The sequence below is a fragment of the Sphingosinithalassobacter sp. LHW66-3 genome (assembly GCF_050703275.1).
Lineage (GTDB): Bacteria > Pseudomonadota > Alphaproteobacteria > Sphingomonadales > Sphingomonadaceae > Sphingomonas.
The window spans coordinates 486,873-503,310 of the sequence record NZ_CP193482.1 but is presented as its reverse complement, the minus strand read 5'-3'; the positions used below and the strand labels follow the sequence as shown (position 1 = coordinate 503,310).

17 protein-coding genes are annotated in these 16,438 nt (G+C 68.0%); 13 read left to right on the top strand and 4 right to left on the bottom strand.

Annotation, left to right across the window (positions count from 1 at the left end):
* Positions 1–191: 191 nt before the first annotated feature.
* Genes ACQ450_RS02325 through ACQ450_RS02310 form a run of 4 tightly spaced genes read right to left on the bottom strand, consistent with a single transcriptional unit; the run spans position 192 to position 5,803 of the window.
* Complete coding sequence (locus tag ACQ450_RS02325; RefSeq protein WP_431470355.1) at positions 192–1,709, bottom strand: Ppx/GppA phosphatase family protein; 1,518 nt, start codon at positions 1,707–1,709, stop codon at positions 192–194.
* Positions 1,706–3,901 carry an RNA degradosome polyphosphate kinase gene (locus ACQ450_RS02320; protein WP_431470354.1) on the bottom strand — a complete coding sequence of 732 codons (2,196 nt, stop codon included), beginning with the start codon at positions 3,899–3,901 and terminating at the stop codon, positions 1,706–1,708. The genes ACQ450_RS02325 and ACQ450_RS02320 overlap by 4 nt, the downstream gene beginning before the upstream one ends.
* Before the next feature lie 10 nt (positions 3,902–3,911).
* Positions 3,912–4,535, bottom strand: coding sequence for a chromosomal replication initiator DnaA (locus ACQ450_RS02315; RefSeq protein ID WP_431470353.1), 624 nt, complete (start codon positions 4,533–4,535; stop codon positions 3,912–3,914).
* Positions 4,532–5,803 (bottom strand): heavy-metal-associated domain-containing protein, encoded by a 1,272-nt coding sequence (locus tag ACQ450_RS02310; protein WP_431470352.1) that lies wholly within the window; start codon positions 5,801–5,803, stop codon positions 4,532–4,534. Before ACQ450_RS02310 ends, ACQ450_RS02315 begins: the two co-directional genes overlap by 4 nt.
* A 63-nt stretch (positions 5,804–5,866) precedes the next feature.
* On the opposite strand from ACQ450_RS02310, the gene purM reads away from it, so the two are divergent.
* The 13 genes from purM to accD all read left to right on the top strand — a co-directional run bounded on the left by purM (position 5,867) and on the right by accD (position 16,424).
* On the top strand, positions 5,867–6,973 hold the full coding sequence (purM, locus tag ACQ450_RS02305; RefSeq protein ID WP_431470351.1) for a phosphoribosylformylglycinamidine cyclo-ligase: 1,107 nt from the start codon (positions 5,867–5,869) through the stop codon (positions 6,971–6,973).
* A 75-nt stretch (positions 6,974–7,048) separates the two neighbouring features.
* On the top strand, positions 7,049–7,570 hold the full coding sequence (gene purN / locus ACQ450_RS02300) for a phosphoribosylglycinamide formyltransferase (RefSeq protein ID WP_431471259.1): 522 nt from the start codon (positions 7,049–7,051) through the stop codon (positions 7,568–7,570).
* 200 nt (positions 7,571–7,770) lie between these two features.
* Positions 7,771–7,956, top strand: a complete 186-nt coding sequence (locus ACQ450_RS02295) for a hypothetical protein (protein ID WP_431470350.1) — start codon at positions 7,771–7,773, stop codon at positions 7,954–7,956.
* A 58-nt stretch (positions 7,957–8,014) separates the two neighbouring features.
* Positions 8,015–8,710 carry an endonuclease/exonuclease/phosphatase family protein gene (locus ACQ450_RS02290; protein WP_431470349.1) on the top strand — a complete coding sequence of 232 codons (696 nt, stop codon included), beginning with the start codon at positions 8,015–8,017 and terminating at the stop codon, positions 8,708–8,710.
* The gene (locus ACQ450_RS02285; protein WP_431470348.1) at positions 8,710–11,013 is read left to right on the top strand and encodes a patatin-like protein; all 2,304 of its coding nucleotides are present in this window, start codon (positions 8,710–8,712) and stop codon (positions 11,011–11,013) included. The genes ACQ450_RS02290 and ACQ450_RS02285 overlap by 1 nt, the downstream gene beginning before the upstream one ends.
* Positions 11,014–11,078: 65 nt before the next feature.
* The gene (locus tag ACQ450_RS02280; RefSeq protein WP_431470347.1) at positions 11,079–11,420 is read left to right on the top strand and encodes a LapA family protein; all 342 of its coding nucleotides are present in this window, start codon (positions 11,079–11,081) and stop codon (positions 11,418–11,420) included.
* Positions 11,417–12,091: an orotidine-5'-phosphate decarboxylase gene (gene pyrF / locus ACQ450_RS02275; RefSeq protein WP_431470346.1), complete on the top strand. Its 675-nt coding sequence runs from the start codon at positions 11,417–11,419 to the stop codon at positions 12,089–12,091. Before ACQ450_RS02280 ends, pyrF begins: the two co-directional genes overlap by 4 nt.
* 54 nt (positions 12,092–12,145) lie before the next feature.
* Positions 12,146–12,565 (top strand): hypothetical protein, encoded by a 420-nt coding sequence (locus ACQ450_RS02270; protein ID WP_431470345.1) that lies wholly within the window; start codon positions 12,146–12,148, stop codon positions 12,563–12,565.
* 42 nt (positions 12,566–12,607) lie between these two features.
* Complete coding sequence (locus tag ACQ450_RS02265; protein ID WP_431470344.1) at positions 12,608–13,246, top strand: phosphoribosylanthranilate isomerase; 639 nt, start codon at positions 12,608–12,610, stop codon at positions 13,244–13,246.
* Between the two features lie 49 nt (positions 13,247–13,295).
* Positions 13,296–14,525 carry a tryptophan synthase subunit beta gene (gene trpB / locus ACQ450_RS02260; RefSeq protein ID WP_431470343.1) on the top strand — a complete coding sequence of 410 codons (1,230 nt, stop codon included), beginning with the start codon at positions 13,296–13,298 and terminating at the stop codon, positions 14,523–14,525.
* Positions 14,522–14,746 (top strand): hypothetical protein, encoded by a 225-nt coding sequence (locus ACQ450_RS02255; RefSeq protein WP_431470342.1) that lies wholly within the window; start codon positions 14,522–14,524, stop codon positions 14,744–14,746. Before trpB ends, ACQ450_RS02255 begins: the two co-directional genes overlap by 4 nt.
* The gene (gene trpA / locus ACQ450_RS02250; RefSeq protein WP_431470341.1) at positions 14,746–15,558 is read left to right on the top strand and encodes a tryptophan synthase subunit alpha; all 813 of its coding nucleotides are present in this window, start codon (positions 14,746–14,748) and stop codon (positions 15,556–15,558) included. Before ACQ450_RS02255 ends, trpA begins: the two co-directional genes overlap by 1 nt.
* Positions 15,555–16,424 (top strand): acetyl-CoA carboxylase, carboxyltransferase subunit beta, encoded by an 870-nt coding sequence (gene accD, locus ACQ450_RS02245; protein WP_431470340.1) that lies wholly within the window; start codon positions 15,555–15,557, stop codon positions 16,422–16,424. Before trpA ends, accD begins: the two co-directional genes overlap by 4 nt.
* The last annotated feature ends 14 nt before the right edge of the window (positions 16,425–16,438 follow it).

Sequence of the window (16,438 nt, the reverse complement as noted above, 5' to 3'; positions counted from 1 at the left end):
CACGCATTTCGCTTTACAGCGCCGGTGGCTGTACGCATTTCGCCTGCGAGGCCTGCGAGGCCTGCGAGGCCTGCGAGGCCTGCGAGGCCTGCGAGGAGCTCGGCTATTCCCGCTCGGTGCCCGGTCGAATCGATCGGCAGCCGAATCGTTCGTTCATTCTGCGCTCGGCGACCTGCTCGAACTGACGTGCATCACGCCGCCACCACGGCGTCCGCCGCCATGCGGTTGGCGAGCGCGCGGTGGCGGCGCTCGACCGCCTCGCCATAGAGCGCCTCGTCGCCGGCACGGATCGTCAGCCGCACCGCGCCCGGTGCGGCATCGAGCCGGGTGCGGTGCAGCGGCGCGGCCACGCCGCCGCTCAGCCGCTGTCCAAGACGGATCGCGAGGCCCCAAAGCTGGGCCCGCTCCAGCTCGGCGGCATCGGCGAGCTGGTTCAGCGGCTCGGGCGTTTCCGTGCCGCCGCCATAGGCCGTGAACAGCGCCTGCGCGAGAATCGCGCGCCCGCGCGCGTCGATCGCCACCCAATTGCCGTGCAGCGCCGTTTCCATGCCGCGCTCGGCGCGAAACTGCGGATTGGCGCGCCAGCCCACATCGCCGAGCAGGCAGGCCGCATGGCGCAGCCGCTGCATCTCGGCCGGTTCGGCTTCGAACAGCGGCGCGATCCACGCGTCCAGCAAATCGCCATGTTCGGGAAAGCGGCCGAGCCGGGCACCTTCCTCGCGCGCGACGGTGATCAGCGGATCCTGCTGCCGTTCCTCGATCGAGAGCCGCGCGAACGCCAGCCCCTCGCGCAGTCCGAACGCGGAAACGACGGTTTCGGTCGATCCCAGTGCCTTGAGCACGCTCCCCAGCACCGCCGCGGCATCGCCGAGCGTCGGGATGCGCCCGCTCGAAAGCCCCGGTACGGTGCGCAGCTTGCCCTTCGAAATATGGCTCAGCGTTCGCCCCAGGCGCGCCACCTGCTCGGCCGACATCGCATATTGGTGGATCACCGGCAGCGGAAAGCCGGAAAGATGCATGTCGAGACGCGCCAGCGCGCGCCACGATCCGCCGACCAGATAGAAAGGCAACCCCTCGCCGCGGCCGAGCCACCCGGCCTCGTGCAACAGCGCGGAAACCTTGCGTTCGAGCGCCGCCTTTCCCTTCTCGCGGAGCGGCGCCACGCGCAGCACACCCAGCGGGAACGATGCGCGATCGGTCACGGTGCCCGCCACCACGCGCACGAGCTCGAGACTGCCCCCGCCCAGGTCGCCGACGATCCCGTCGGCGTCCGGGATGCCCGAGAGCACCCCCATCCCCGCGCCCATCGCCTCGTCCATTCCCGAAAGCAGCTCGACCTCGAGCCCGAGCGACTTCGCCGTGGCGATCAGCACGTCGCCGTTCGATGCCTCGCGCACGGCGGCGGTCGCCACCGTACGCAGGCTGGTGACCTGCATCTCGCGCGTCAGCATGGCGAACCGCGACAGCGCGGCGCGCGCGGTGGAAAGCGCCGCTTCGTCGATTGCGCCGGTGGCGCCGAGCGACCGCCCAAGCCCGGCCATGACTTTCTCGTTGAACAGCACCGAGGGCAGCCGGCTCGGGCCTTGATAGACGACGAGGCGGATCGAATTCGATCCGATGTCGATAATCGCCGCGCGCTCGGGCGGCGCCGCGGCCGCTTCGGTGCGCGCCCTGCGGAACAGCAGGCTGGAGACTACGCCGTCGCTCATTCGGCGGCGTCGCGGTCGCGCGTCGGGGTACGGCGGCGGCGGATGGTAAGCTTGGGCACGGCGTCGCCGCCTGCCTCCAGCGCCGCACCGCGGCCCGAAAGCGAGGGATTGGTCATGAAATAGCGGTGCAGGTTAAACGGCTTGGAAGTGCCGGGATGGACGCGCTGATAGCTTCCATCGGGCTCGAGTTCCCAGCTCTGTTCATTGTCGAGCAGGTTGGCGACCATCACCTGGTCGAGGATCTGGTCGTGCACCGTCTTGTTGCGGATCGGCAGCATGAATTCGACTCGCCGGTCGAGGTTGCGCGGCATCCAGTCGGCCGAGGAGATATAGACCTTGGCTGCGTCGCTCGGCAGCGCCTTGCCGTTGGCAAAGGCCCAGATGCGGCTGTGCTCGAGGAACCGGCCGACGATCGACTTGACGCGGATATTCTCCGACATCCCCTCGATGCCGGGGCGCAGGCAACAGATGCCGCGGATCACCAGATCGATCTGCACGCCCGCGCCGCTCGCTTCGTACAACTTCTCGATGATGCCCGGATCGACGAGCGAATTCATCTTGGCCCAGAGGCCCGCGGGCTTGCCCGCGCGGGCGTTCGCGATTTCGCCGTCGATGCACGCGACGATTTCCTGGCGCAGATCGCGCGGGCTGAGCGTCAGCAGCTCCAGCCCCTCGGGCTGCACATAGCCGGTGATATAGTTGAACACCTGCGCCGCATCCCGGCCGACCGCAGGATCGGCGGTGAAGAAGCTGAGATCGGTATAGATGCGTGCGGTGATCGGGTGATAGTTCCCGGTCCCGAAATGGCAGTAGGTGCGATAGCCCGAGCCTTCGCGGCGCACCACCATCGAGATTTTGGCGTGCGTCTTCCAGTCGATGAAGCCGTACACCACCTGCACGCCGGCGCGTTCGAGCGCCGCGGCCCAGAGCAGATTCTGCTCCTCGTCGAATCGCGCCTTCAGCTCCACGATCGCAGTCACCGACTTGCCGGCCTCGGCAGCGGCGATCAGCGCGTTGATCACTGCCGACTGCTTGCCCGCGCGATAGAGCGTCTGCTTGATCGCGACCACGTCCGGGTCCGCCGCCGCCTGCTTCAGGAAGGAGAGGACGACGTCGAACGTCTCATAGGGGTGGTGGACGACGATGTCCTTCGCCTTGATCGCTGCGAAACAATCGCCTCCATATTCGCGGATGCGCTCGGGAAAGCGCGGCGAATAGGGCGTGAACTTGAGGTCGGGCCGATCCTCGTCGACCAGCATCGACAGGTCGCCGATGCCCAGAAAGCCGCCTTTCTCGGTGAGGATCGCCTCGCTGCCGCCAAGCTCTTCCTTGAGCGCCGCTTCCAGCGCAGGCGGAATCCCCGTCTCCATCTCGAGCCGGATCACGCGCCCGCGCCGCCGCCGCTTGATTGCGCTGCGGAAATACAGGACCAGATCCTCGGCCTCTTCCTCGATTTCGATGTCGCTGTCGCGCAGCACGCGGAAGGCCGAGCTTTCGAGGATGTCGTAGCCGGGAAAGAGCAGGCCCGAGAAGCGCTTGAGCAGCGTCTCGACCGTTACATAGCGCGCGGTATCGCCGGGGATGCGCACGAATCGCGGCGTCGTCGCCGGCAGCAGCACCAGTTCGCGCACCGGCGTCCTGTCGCTCTTGCGGACGAGATCGAAGATCACGCTCGATCCCTTGTTGGGGATGAACGGAAAGGGATGCGCTGTATCGAGCGCCTGCGGTGTCAGGATCGGGAAGATCTGCTCGCGAAAGTGCGCCTCGAGCCAGCGGCCCACTTCGCCTTCGATGTCCCCCTCGTCGAGGACGATGATGCCCACCGATGCCAGGTCGCAGCGAAGATCGGCCCAAACGCGCTGCTGGTTGTCGACCAGCTCGCCGGCTTCGGCGACGATCGCGGAAAGCTGCTGCCCGGGAGTAAGCCCGTCCGCCGAACGCTGCTCGACGTCCTGGAGCTGCTGGCCCTTCAGTCCGGCGACTCGCACCATGAAGAACTCGTCGAGGTTCGAACCCGAGATCGAGAGGAACCGCAGCCGTTCGAGCAGCGGATGTGCGCCGTTGCACGCCTCCTCCATCACGCGCCCGTTAAACGCCAGCCAGCTGAGCTCGCGATTGAAATAGCGGCTCGAACCCGATCCCGCCACGAACGGATCATCGTCTTCGAAACGGGTCGCTGCAGGTCGGTTCATTCGATCATTCTCACTGGGTCGAAGGCGGTTCGAAGAGAAGGCCGGCGCTTTCCAGGGTGGCGCGCGCTCCCTGGATCGACAAGCGCCGGTTTTGCAATCGCGGCGCTTCGGCTTCAAGCGCCTCGCCAACGCGCGCCAGCGCCAGATGGCTCCGTTCGATCCGCGCGAGCAGCCATGCGATCACCTCCGGCCGAGTCACCAGCGCCAGCCGATCGAGCGTGCGTTCCAGCAACAGCCGCATCAGCATGTCGTCGGGCGGCTCGATCCGCAGCACCGGTGAGGCGGCGAGCCGCGAGCGCAGGTCCGGCAGCGCCACTTCCCAGGCGGGCGGCGGTGCGTCCGCCACGATCAGCAAGGGGCTGCGCGTGATCTGCGCCTCGTTCCATGCGTGGAACAGCGCCTCCTCGGATGCGCTTTCGGCATTGTCGATCGCAGTGCCGCCGGTGCGCTCGACGAAGATCCGCGCGAGCAGACTGCGGCCCGATTTGGGCGGCCCCACCAGCAGCGCCGCCATCACCGGCCACATCCCCCAGCGATCGAGCTGATGCGCGGCGCGGGCGTTCGATTCGGTGACGAGGAACTCCACATCGCGCGCATCGGCAGGCACGCCGAGCGGCAGGTGCAGCTGGCTCATTCGGCCGGATCGCCCTCCGGCGCGGACGGCGGAGGCGGAGGCGGCGTGCTCGTGCCGCCGCGACGAATGCGCAGCACGCCCGCGCCCTCCTGCACGCTCCAGCCGCGCGCCTCGAGCGCCGAGCGCAGGCTGGCGATACTGCCCTCATAGCTCACGCGGAGTACCGAAATGCCGCCCAGCGCCACGCTCGTCGTGCTCGCCGAACGCACCCCGGGAATCCCGCGCACCGCCGATTCGGATGCAGTAACCGCCTGTGCGCTGGGCGTGTCGACCTGCACCGAATAGGTCGCAGCCGCGGGCGCCGTCGGCGTGGTGACGGGCGTTTCGGCTGCGCTGGCCTCGGCCTCGTCGCTCTCTTCGGCCTCAGGCTCCTCGGTCTCTTCGGGCGGGCGGAAAGCAAGCAGCGCGTCCGTCTCAAGGACGCCGGAGGCGAGTGCGTTCTGATAGGCGCGGTCGATCCGTTCGACACCCGCGTCGAGCAAGGCGCCCAATGCATCGCCGCTGTTCACGCGCAGCGCGAAACGCGCGATCTGCTGCCGGTCAGGGCCGTGGCTGGCGGTGAAGATCCCGGTGATCGGCCCGCCCGGATAGCTGCGGATGAGCTGCACTTCGGGAATGAGCACGTCCTCCGCGCCATAGCTGTCGAGCACTTCGCGCCACCAGCCGCGCCCGCGCCGCCCCGTCTGGCCGGCGTTCATCAGCAGCGGGTCGGCGCCGGTGCCGCGCGGACGGACATAGTCGATCGAACTGTTGCCGGTGCGGAACCGCGCCCAGGCCTCCTGCCAGGGCGTTGTCCGCTCGAAGACCCGCCCGACGCCGCCGGACCATTGGACCGGAACGACGAGCATCGGCGGCGAGCGGCGGACCTGACCCGATACGCCAAGAATGCGCCCTGCCCGGCCGCGATCGAACAGCACGCCCAGCCGCGCGATATAACGCTCGGGCCCGATCTGCTCGTTCTCGATCACGATTCCCGTGACGACTCCGTTCAGCGCCGAATCGGAGAGGCTGGCGGTGCGGCCCGCCAGCCGCTGCGCCAGCATGCGCCATCCGAGCCGCTGCGCGAGCCGCCAGCCCGCCTCGCGCGCCGACTCGGCATCCTCGCCGCGCACGTCGACATCGATCCCGCTCACTTCGAAGCTGCCCGAACTGTCGATCGGGGCGGCGCCGCGATCGCCTTCGATCTGGGCATAGACCATCCCGCCGGCGCCCAGCAGGGCGGCCGCGAGGCCAAGGCGAACGGTGCGGGAAAAACGGCGCGTTGACATGTCGCCGCCCTTTTGGCGAAGCGGGCGTGGAAATCCAAGCGCGTTGTGGCTAGGCGCTTGGCCATGACCGATCCGAAACCGGGCGAAGGCCCCTACACCTATGCCGACGCCGGCGTCTCGATCGCCGCAGGCAATGCGCTCGTCCGCGCCATCGCGCCGCTTGCGCGGGCGACGCGCAGGCCCGGTGCCGACGCCGATCTGGGCGGTTTCGGCGGACTGTTCGATCTCAGGGCGGCGGGCTTCAACGATCCGCTGCTGGTCGCCGCCAACGACGGGGTCGGAACCAAGCTCAAGCTGGCGATCGAGCACGACCGCCACGACGGCGTCGGCATCGATCTCGTCGCAATGTGCGCCAATGATCTGATCGTCCAGGGCGCCGAGCCGCTCTTCTTTCTCGACTATTACGCCAGCGGCAGGCTCGACTCCGCAGTGGCCGAGCGGGTGATCGCCGGTATCGCCGAAGGCTGCCGTCAGGCGGGCTGCGCGCTGATCGGCGGCGAAACCGCGGAAATGCCCGGCATGTATGCCGATGGAGACTATGATCTCGCCGGCTTCTGCGTCGGCGCGGTCGAGCGCGACCGGCTGCTCGACGGCGGCAAGGTGGCTTCCGGCGACGTGCTCCTCGGGCTCGCCTCCACCGGGGTCCATTCGAACGGCTATTCGCTGGTCCGCCGGCTCGCCGCGGATCGGGGGTGGAAGCTCGATCGCCCGGCGCTGTTCGATGCCGATACGCTCCTGATCGACGCGCTGATGAAGCCGACGCGCATCTACGTCCAGAGCCTGCTGCCGCAGCTCCGCGCCGGCCGCATCCATGGCCTTGCCCACATCACCGGCGGCGGCCTGCTCGAAAATATCCCTCGCGTGCTGCCCGAGGGGTGTCACGCGCATGTGGACGCCGATGCCTGGCCGCAGTCGCGGCTCATGGCGTTTCTCCAGGCGCAGGGGAATATCGAGCCAGAGGAGATGGCGCGAACCTTCAACTGCGGGATCGGCATGGTCGCCATTGTCGCGTCGGACGACGCTGATGCGGTCGCTGGAGCGCTCACCAGCGCCGGAGAAACCGTTCACCGGATCGGTACGGTGACCGAGGGCGCGCGCGGCTGCACCGTCGCGGGAAGCGCCGGAAGCTGGAGTGCACGGGACGACTGGAGCGCCACGCATGCGGCCTGAGCCCCGCTCCGCGATGCCGGGACACCCACGGTGAAACGACAGCTCGGCATCCTGATCTCGGGCCGGGGCTCGAACATGGCCGCACTGGTCGAGGCCGCGCGCGAGCGCGATTGCCCCTATGAGGTCGTGCTGGTCGCCAGCGATCGTCCGGAGGCGCCGGGCCTCGCCTGGGCGGCCGAGCGGGGCGTCGCCACATTCGCCCAGTCGCCGAAGGGCATTCCCAAGTCCGATTATGAAGCGAAGATCGAGGCGGCGCTGCGCGATGCCGGCGTCGAGGCGATCGCACTCGCCGGCTATATGCGCCTCCTCAGCGATGCCTTCGTCGCGCGATGGCGCGGGCGGATCGTCAACATCCACCCCTCGCTGCTGCCGAAGTACAAGGGGCTCGATACCCACGCCCGCGCCCTCGCTGCGAAAGATTCGGAGGCGGGCTGCTCGGTCCACCTCGTTACCGAGGAACTCGACGGCGGCGAAGTGCTTGGCCAGGCGCGCGTTCCCATACTCCCCGGCGACACGCACGAAAGCCTCGCCGCCCGCGTGCTCGTCGAGGAACATCGCCTCTATCCCCGTGTTGTCGCCGAGTGGCTAAGCTCCTGACCTTCCTCGATGAACGTGCCCACGCCTTCGCGCGGGCCGAGGCAGGTGATCGCTGAAACCCCTCGATCCGACGAGCATGACGAGACTTTCTGCAACTCGCGTCCCCGCCCGTGCGTTATTCCGGGTTCCTGCTTGGCGGCCCGGAGAGCGCGTGATCGAGCGCTCCGTCCGATCCGCGAGCGTCGCGAGAGAGACAGCCGGTGAACACCAACTCCTCCCCGCCGCAGCCGCAGCGACGCGGCGGCACTGCAACTGCAGAACAGGGCCAGGTGATGCTCGATGGTCCCGACGGAGTGGCGATAGCCATGACGCCCGAAGCGGCCGAAACCACCGCCGCGAGCCTGAGTGCGGCGGCGAAAGCGGCGCGGCGTCAGAGCGACGACTGAGCGCTCCTTGCGCGAAACGCTTGCTCCCGGACGGTGCCCGCCGCGATAAGGGCGCCCGATGATCAAGGTCGCCAGCTACAATATCCGCAAGTCGATCGGCACCGATCGCCGTCGCCGGCCCGACCGCACGCTCCACGTGCTGCGCGAGATCGACGCCGACGTGATCGCGCTGCAGGAGGCGGACCGGCGGTTCGGCACGCGCGCTGCCGTGCTCACCCCGCATCTGCTTTCCGAGCATAGCCCCTGGAAGCCGGTTTCCTTCGGCATCCGCCAGACCAGCATCGGCTGGCACGGCAATGCGATTCTCGTCCGCAAGGAAGCTCAGATCCTCGATTGCGAGGCCATTCACTTGCCCGCGCTCGAACCGCGCGGCGCGGTGGTGGCGGACGTTCGGATCGGCGGCACGGCGCTGCGGGTCGTCGGCATGCATCTCGATCTGTCGGGGCTCTGGCGGCGGCGCCAGGCGAACGCCATCCTCGCGCATCTCGCTTCCAGCAGTCGGCAATATCCCACGATCCTGATGGGCGACCTCAACGAATGGAGCCGCGGCTCCGGCTGCCTGCGCGACTTCGGCCGCGATTTCAGCATTGCCGACACCGGGCGCAGCTTTCATGCGCATCGGCCGGTGGCGCGGCTCGACCGCATCATCGTGTCGCCGGACCTGCGAATCACCGATACCGGAGTGCACGAAAGCGTGACCGCCCGCATCGCTTCCGATCATCTGCCTGTCTGGGCCGAGCTCGCGCGCTCCTGATGGTTCAGATTCGCGACAAGGAACTGCGGCTCGCGCTGGTGTGCTATGGCGGCATCAGCCTCGCCGTCTACATGCACGGCATCACCAAGGAGATTTGGCGAGTCGCCCGCGCCAGTCGCGCCGCGCGTGACGGCGATCCGGCCGCGCTCGGCAGCCAGGGCGTCTATCGCGCGCTGCTGCACGAGATCCAGGAGCTCACCGGTGTTCGCCTGCGCGTGCTGGTGGATATCCTTTCCGGCGCCTCGGCGGGCGGGATCAATGCCATCTATCTGGGCCAGGCGATCACCACCGGCCAGTCGCTGGAACCGCTCACCGACCTCTGGCTCGACTATGCCGATGTCGAAAAGCTGATCGATCCCGATCATGCGCCATCGAACCGATTCTCGAAATTCTGGGCCGCACCGATCGCCTGGATGGCGATGGGGCGCAGCAACACAATCGAGCAGGAAGTCGACGCCGGCTCGCGCGACGAATTTCGCCGCAAGCTCGAGCATTTCGTTCGTTCGCGCTGGTTCGAGCCTCCCTTCGGAGGGCCGCAGCTCCTCAACATGCTGCTCGACGCGTTCGAGACCATGGGCAAGGCGCCGGCCGGCAAGCGGCTGCTGCCCGACGGCCAGCCACTCGACCTGTTCGTCACCGTCACCGATTTTCGCGGCCATCCCGAGCGGCTGCGGCTCAACTCACCGCCCGAGGTGACCGAGACCGAGCACCGGCTGGTCTTTTCCTTCACCGATCACGGCGAAGCCTCGATCCCGCTCGGCGATCCGATCGAACTTGCCTTCGCCGCGCGCGCGACGTCGAGCTTTCCCGGCGCGTTTCCGCCGGTCCGCGTGAGCGAGATCGACAAGGTGGTCGCCGAGCGCGAGCTCGCCTGGCCGAACCGTGACGCGTTTCTCGAGCACGTCCTGCCCCGGCAGTGGCTGGCGAACGGGGCGGAACAGGCAGTGTTGATCGACGGATCGGTGCTTGCCAATGCGCCGTTCCGCCCCGCGATCGATGCGCTGCGCGAGCGTCCCGCCCGCCGTCAGGTGGACCGGCGCTTCGTCTATATCGATCCGACACCCGATCTGCGCTGGGATTTCTACGGATCGCCGAGCGAAAACCCCGGCTTCTTTCAGACGTTGCTCGGCGCGCTTTCGGAGCTACCGCGCGAGCAGCCGATCCGCGACAATCTCGAATCGATCGCCGAGCGGTCGGACCGGATCGAGCGGATGCTCGCGATCGTCACGCGCATCCGCGCCGAAGTGGAGGCGCAGGTCGAGGCGCTGTTCGGCTATACGCTGTGGCTCGACTATCCCACGCCCAAACGGCTCGCGGCATGGCGTCGCCGCGCCCAGGTTGCCGCGGCGGCGCGCGCTGGATACGGCCATACCGCCTATGGCCTGCTCAAGGTCGATGCAGTGATCGACCGGACGGCGCAGCTTCTGCATGGGGTCGGCGATCAGCCGGGGCCGGATCGGCGCCTCGATATCCGCGACGCGATCGCGCGCACCGTCCGCGCGCGCGGGATCGACGAATTCGGCGCCGCGCTGCCCAACGGGGCCAGTCCGGAGACGCTTGTGTTCCTGCGTGCGCACGATCTCGGCTTTCGCGTTCGCCGCCTGCGCCTGCTCGCGCGGCGGCTAACCGAAATCGACGCCGAACACGAGAAGGAAGAACTCTCGCAGATGCGCGAGGCGGTGTACGAATCGCTCGCCGCCTATCTCGAATGCCGGCGTTCGGACCATTTCTCGGAGCTGCGCGAAGCAGTGCGCGAACTTGGCCCTACCGACGACGCCGGTCCGATCCTCGATCGGCTCGGCGCGCTGATGAACCTCGACCGCCTCGACGATGAAACCGATGCGCGGCTCTCCGAAGGCTTCAGCCGTCTCTCGCGCGACCTGCGCCGCCCGATCCTGCTTGCGCATCTCGGCTTTCCCTTCTTCGACATTGCGACACTGCCGCTGCTGCGCGGCGAAGGCCTCGACGAATTCGATCCGATCCGAGTCGACCGCATCTCGCCCAACGATGCGACGGCGATCCGCTCGGGAACTCAGGCGACGCTCAAGGGGATCCAGCTCGGCACCTTCGGCGCCTTCTTCAGCCGCGCCTATCGCGAGAACGACTATCTCTGGGGGCGCCTCCACGGGGCCGACCGGCTGGTCGACATCATGCTTTCGACGCTGCCCGCCACGAGTCCCTTTCCCGAGCATCGCATCGGCGAAGTGAAGCGCGCGCTCTTCCTCGCGATCCTCAACGAAGAAGAGCCTCGGCTGAAGGCGATCCCGGAGCTGTTCGCTCAGCTTCGCGCCGAAATCGGCTGAGGCTGGCAATGCGCCGCGCGCACGCCTAGGATCACGCCCGCGTCACTGGGGGAGGAAGCGTCCGCATGCGGTTTCTGAAGGTCCTGTTCTGGCTGTTGCTGGGCGGCCTCGTCGCGGCGTTCGTGATCTACAACGGCGACGAACGTGTCGCGATTCACCTCTGGGGCGGCCTCATCGCCGACTTCAGCCTGCCGATGCTGCTGATCGTGGTGTTCCTCGCCGGTTTCCTGCCGATGCTGCTCGCCTATCACGGCTATCGGTGGCGAATGCGCCAGCGCCTCGCCGGCCTGGAGCGCGCGCTTGCCGATCTGCGCGCCGTCGCCCCGAGCCCGGCACCCGTGACTGCCGCCGAGCCGGAGCCCGCGCCCGCCGAGCCCCTTCCCGCACCGGAGACCGACCGCGCATGACCTCGCCGCTCTATGTCGCGCTCGATACGCCCGATCTCGCCAAGGCGCGGGCGATCGCCGAGCGCGTGAAGGCGCATGTCGGCGGGATCAAGCTCGGCCTCGAATTCTTCATGGCGAACGGCCGCCACGGCGTGCACGAGATGCACGAGATCGGACTGCCGATCTTCCTCGACCTGAAGTTTCACGACATACCCAACACGGTGGCCAAGGCGATCCAGGCGCTGCGTCCGCTCGAGCCGGCGATCCTGACGGTCCACGCCGCCGGGGGCCGCGCGATGCTCGAGGATGCGAAGGCCGCCGCGCCGACCGGTACCAAGGTGGTCGCCGTTACGATGCTCACCAGCCTCGACGGCAGCGATCTCCAGTCGATCGGCCTCGCGCCCGATCCGCACGAACAGGTCGTCCGGCTTACCGAACTGGCGCGCTCGGCCGGAGTCGACGGCATCGTCTGCTCGGGCGAGGAAGTGAAGGCCGCGCATGCCGCATGGAAGGACGGCTTCTTCGTCGTCCCCGGCGTACGCCTCGCCTCGGGCACGCACGCCGACCAGAAGCGAGTCGTGACGCCGCGCCAGGCGCTCGATCGCGGCGCCTCGATCCTCGTCGTTGGCCGCCCGATCACCCAGGCCGAAGATCCCGACCAGGCTGCCCGCGCGATCGAGGCGACGCTGTAGCCGGTTCGCGATTCGGTAACCGGCTCCGTGCTATGCGCAGCCGGGGAGGATGCGATGCTCCAGTTCAGTGTGAAATGGGCGTCGGTCGCCGCAGTCTATGTCGGTCTGCTCGCCGGCATGATCCCGATGCTGCGCCAGACCGACCTTTCCCCTTCCACTCTCTATGCGGCCGGAATCGGCATGTTCATCGGCGGCGCCGCCGCGCTTCCCTTTGCCGCGGTGAATTGCGTCGCGGCGCTCGGCGCATTTTCGCTCACGCGCGGGGAGAGCTTTCCGGTGCAGTTCGGCACCTTCGCGGCCTTGTCGCTGCCGCTCGGCTATGCCGCGCTCCGGCTGCTCGACCGAGTGTTCGCGCCGATGGGCGGCTTCTCTGCGGGTCATAGGGAGCTGCTGCTCTACGGCGCCTTCTGGCTCGGTTCGATGCTGATGGCGGCGGTGCTGATGCTCGTCGCTCCGGCTTCGCGCACCGCATAGACTGGCTCGCGCCGTTCGCCGCGGGGCCCTATAGCGCGCGGCATGCGAGTCTCCGCCAAGATCTGCGGCCTTTCCACTCCCGACGCGGTCGACGCCGCGCTGGCAGGGGGCGCGACCCACATCGGCTTCGTCTTCTTTCCGCCCAGCCCGCGGAATATTGCGTTCGACCGCGCCGCGGCGCTCACCGCAGCAATGCCCGGAGAGACCGGACGAGTCGGCGTGTTCGTCGATCCCGACGACGCGCTGCTCGATTCGGCGATCGACGCCGCACGGCTGACTGCGCTCCAGCTGCACAAGACCCCCCCCGAGCGGACGGTGACGATCCGCGCGCGCGCGCGCCTGCCGGTCTGGGCGGCCGTTGCAGTCAAGACTCGCGCGGATCTCAATTCCGCTGCCCGCTTCCGCGGTGCGGCCGATCGAATCCTCTACGACGCCAAGACGCCGGAGGGCGCGGCGCTGCCCGGCGGCATGGGCCTGCGCTTCGACTGGCGGCTGCTCCAGGGCTTCCCACATCCCCTGCCCTGGGCGCTGTCGGGCGGCCTCGACGCGGAGAATGTCGGTGAGGCGATCCGCACGACCGGCGCCACGCTCGTCGACGTCTCTTCGGGCGTGGAGACCGCGCCGGGAGTCAAGGATCCCGCCAGGATCGCGGCGTTCCTCCGCGCGGTTGCCGCGAGCTGACGGCGCCGCGGCTCGACACGCTCGCAGGCGATGCTAAACGCATCCCGCTATGAACGCCCCCAACAGCTTCCGCACCCAGCCTGACGATCATGGGCATTTCGGCCAGTTCGGCGGCCGCTTCGTCGCCGAGACGCTGATGCCTTTGGTCCTCGACCTCGAGCGCGAGTATCGCGCGGCGAAGCAGGATCCCGCCTTCGCCGCTCAGTTCGACGATCTGCTCGAACATTATGTCGGCCGCCCCAGTCCGCTCTACTATGCCGAGCGGCTCACCGAGGCGCTGCGCAAGGACGCGCCGGAAGGCATGGGTGCCCAGATCTGGTTCAAGCGCGACGAGCTCAATCACACCGGCGCGCACAAGATCAACAACTGCATCGGCCAGATCCTGCTCGCGATCCGCATGGGCAAGACGCGGATCATCGCCGAAACGGGCGCGGGCCAGCACGGCGTCGCCACCGCCACCGTCGCGGCGCGCTTCGGCCTGCCCTGCGTGATCTATATGGGCGCGCGCGACATGGAGCGGCAAGCGCCTAACGTCTTCCGGATGAAGCTCCTGGGTGCCGAAGTGATCGGCGTCGAGAGCGGGGCGCGCACGCTGAAGGACGCGATGAACGAGGCGCTGCGCGACTGGGTCGCCAACGTCCACGACACCTTCTACATCATCGGGACCGCCGCGGGGCCCCATCCCTATCCCGAGCTGGTCCGCGACTTTCAGAGCGTGATCGGCCGCGAGGCGCGCGAGCAGATGCTCAGCCGCACCGGGCGGCTGCCCGACCTGCTGGTCGCGGCGATCGGCGGCGGATCGAACGCAATCGGGCTGTTTCATCCCTTTCTCGACGATCCCGACGTCGCGATGCTGGGCGTCGAGGCGGCCGGCGAAGGGCTCGACCGCAAGCACGCCGCCAGCCTTGCGGGCGGCGAGCCCGGCATCCTCCACGGCAACCGCACCTATCTGCTCCAGGACGGAGACGGCCAGATCGCCGAAGCGCATTCCATCTCGGCCGGGCTCGACTACCCCGGCATCGGTCCCGAGCATGCGTGGCTGCGCGACATCGGCCGCGTCGAATACACCGCCGTCACCGACACCGAAGCACTCGACGCGTTCCAGCTGCTCTGCCGCACCGAAGGCATCATTCCCGCGCTCGAACCTTCGCACGCCATCGCAGCAGTTGCGCGCAAGGCACGAGAAATGCAGGCGGATCAGGTGATCCTCGCCAATCTCTGCGGTCGCGGCGACAAGGACATCTTCACCGTCGCCGAAGCCCTTGGAGTCGCACTATGAACCGCTTTCTCTTCACGCTTCTGTGCTTCTTCGGCTGGGCGCTGGCGATCGAGCTGGTGCTGATCCTCGCCTATCACCTCCTCATCGACGGCAGGTTCAGCCTCGCCATGGCAGATATTCCGCGCACCACCGCCGTGCTGCTGCTCTTCGTGGCGTTGTTCGCTTCGGCCGTCATCACGCGCATTCTCGTGCGGCGCCGCCGCGTGCGTCAGGGGCGCTGATGGCTGAGCGTCTCTCCGCCGCCTTCGCCCGCGCCGCATCCGACCACCGCGCCGCGTTGGTCGCTTTCGTCACCGCTGGCGATCCCACGCCCGCGGCCACCGGCGCGATCCTCGACGCGCTCGTCGCGGGCGGCGCGGACGTGATCGAACTCGGCATGCCGTTCACCGATCCGATGGCCGACGGCCCGGCGATCCAGCTCGCCAATCTGCGCAGCCTGGGTGCGGGCACGAAGACCGCCGACGTGCTCGCCATCGCCACAGCCTTCCGCAGCCGCCATCCCGACGTGCCGCTGGTCCTCATGGGCTATGCCAACACGATGACACGTCCCACGCCCGCCGTTTTCGCCGAGCGCGCGCGCGATGCCGGAGTCGACGGCATGATCGTCGTCGATATCCCGCCCGAGGAGGCCGCGGAACTCGCTCCCTTCGGCGAGCGCGGCATCGACGTCATCCGCCTCGCCACGCCGACCACCGACACCGCGCGCCTGCCGGCCGTGCTCGAAGGTGCCGGCGGGTTTCTCTATTACGTGTCGGTCGCAGGCGTCACCGGCAAGCAGCAGGCGGCGCAGGATTCGATCGAACAGGCGGTCGCGCGGCTCAAGGCTGCCACCGACCTGCCGGTCGCGGTCGGCTTCGGCATCCGCACGCCCGAACAGGCGGCGCAGATCGCCCGCGTCGCCGACGGCGTCGTCGTCGGCTCGGCGATCGTCGAGCTGGTCGCACGCCATGGCGCCGATGCGCCCGCCCATGTCCGCACCTATGTCCAGTCGCTCAGCGCAGCGATCGCCGCTGCCCGAAAGGAAGTCGCATGAGCACCGAAACCACCTGGCTCGGCCGCGTCCGCAACGCGCTGTCGTTCGTCTATCCCAAGGCCCAGTCCGAAGACACGCTCTGGCACAAGTGCAAGGGCTGCGGGCAAATGGTTTTCAATCGCGAGCTGGAGGAGAATCTTCACGTCTGCCCGCATTGCGATTTCCATGAGCGGATCGGGCCAAAGCGGCGGTTCGACATGCTGTTCGACGATGCGCGCTACGATCTCCTCCCCGCCCCCCGGGTGACCGAGGATCCGCTCAAGTTCCGCGATTCCAAACGCTATCAGGATCGCCTGCGCACTGCCCGCGCCGATACGGGCGAGCAGGATGCGTTCGTCAATGCCTCAGGCTCGATCCATGGCCGCCGCGCAGTCGTGGGCGTTCAGGATTTTGCCTTCATGGGCGGCTCGATGGGCCAGGCGGTGGGCGAGGCGTTCATCGCCGGCGCCGAAGCCGCGATCGCCGCGCGCGCGCCCTATGTCGTATTCACTGCCTCGGGCGGTGCGCGCATGCAGGAGGGTATTCTCAGCCTGATGCAGATGCCGCGCACTACCGTAGCGATCGAGATGCTGCACGACGCGGGCCTTCCCTATATCGTCGTGCTCACCGATCCCACTTCGGGCGGCGTCATGGCGGCCTATGCCATGCTGGGCGACATCCAGATCGCCGAGCCGCGCGCCACGCTGGCCTTCACCGGCCGCCGCGTGATCGAGAACACGATCCGCGAAAAGCTGCCCGAGGATTTCCAGACCAGCGAATATTATCGCGATCACGGCCTCGTCGACATGGTCACGCACCGCAAGGAATTGCGCGAAACGCTCGGCCGATTGATCGATCTGCTGGGAACGGAGAAGGCCGCGGCATGACGCTTCTCCCCTCC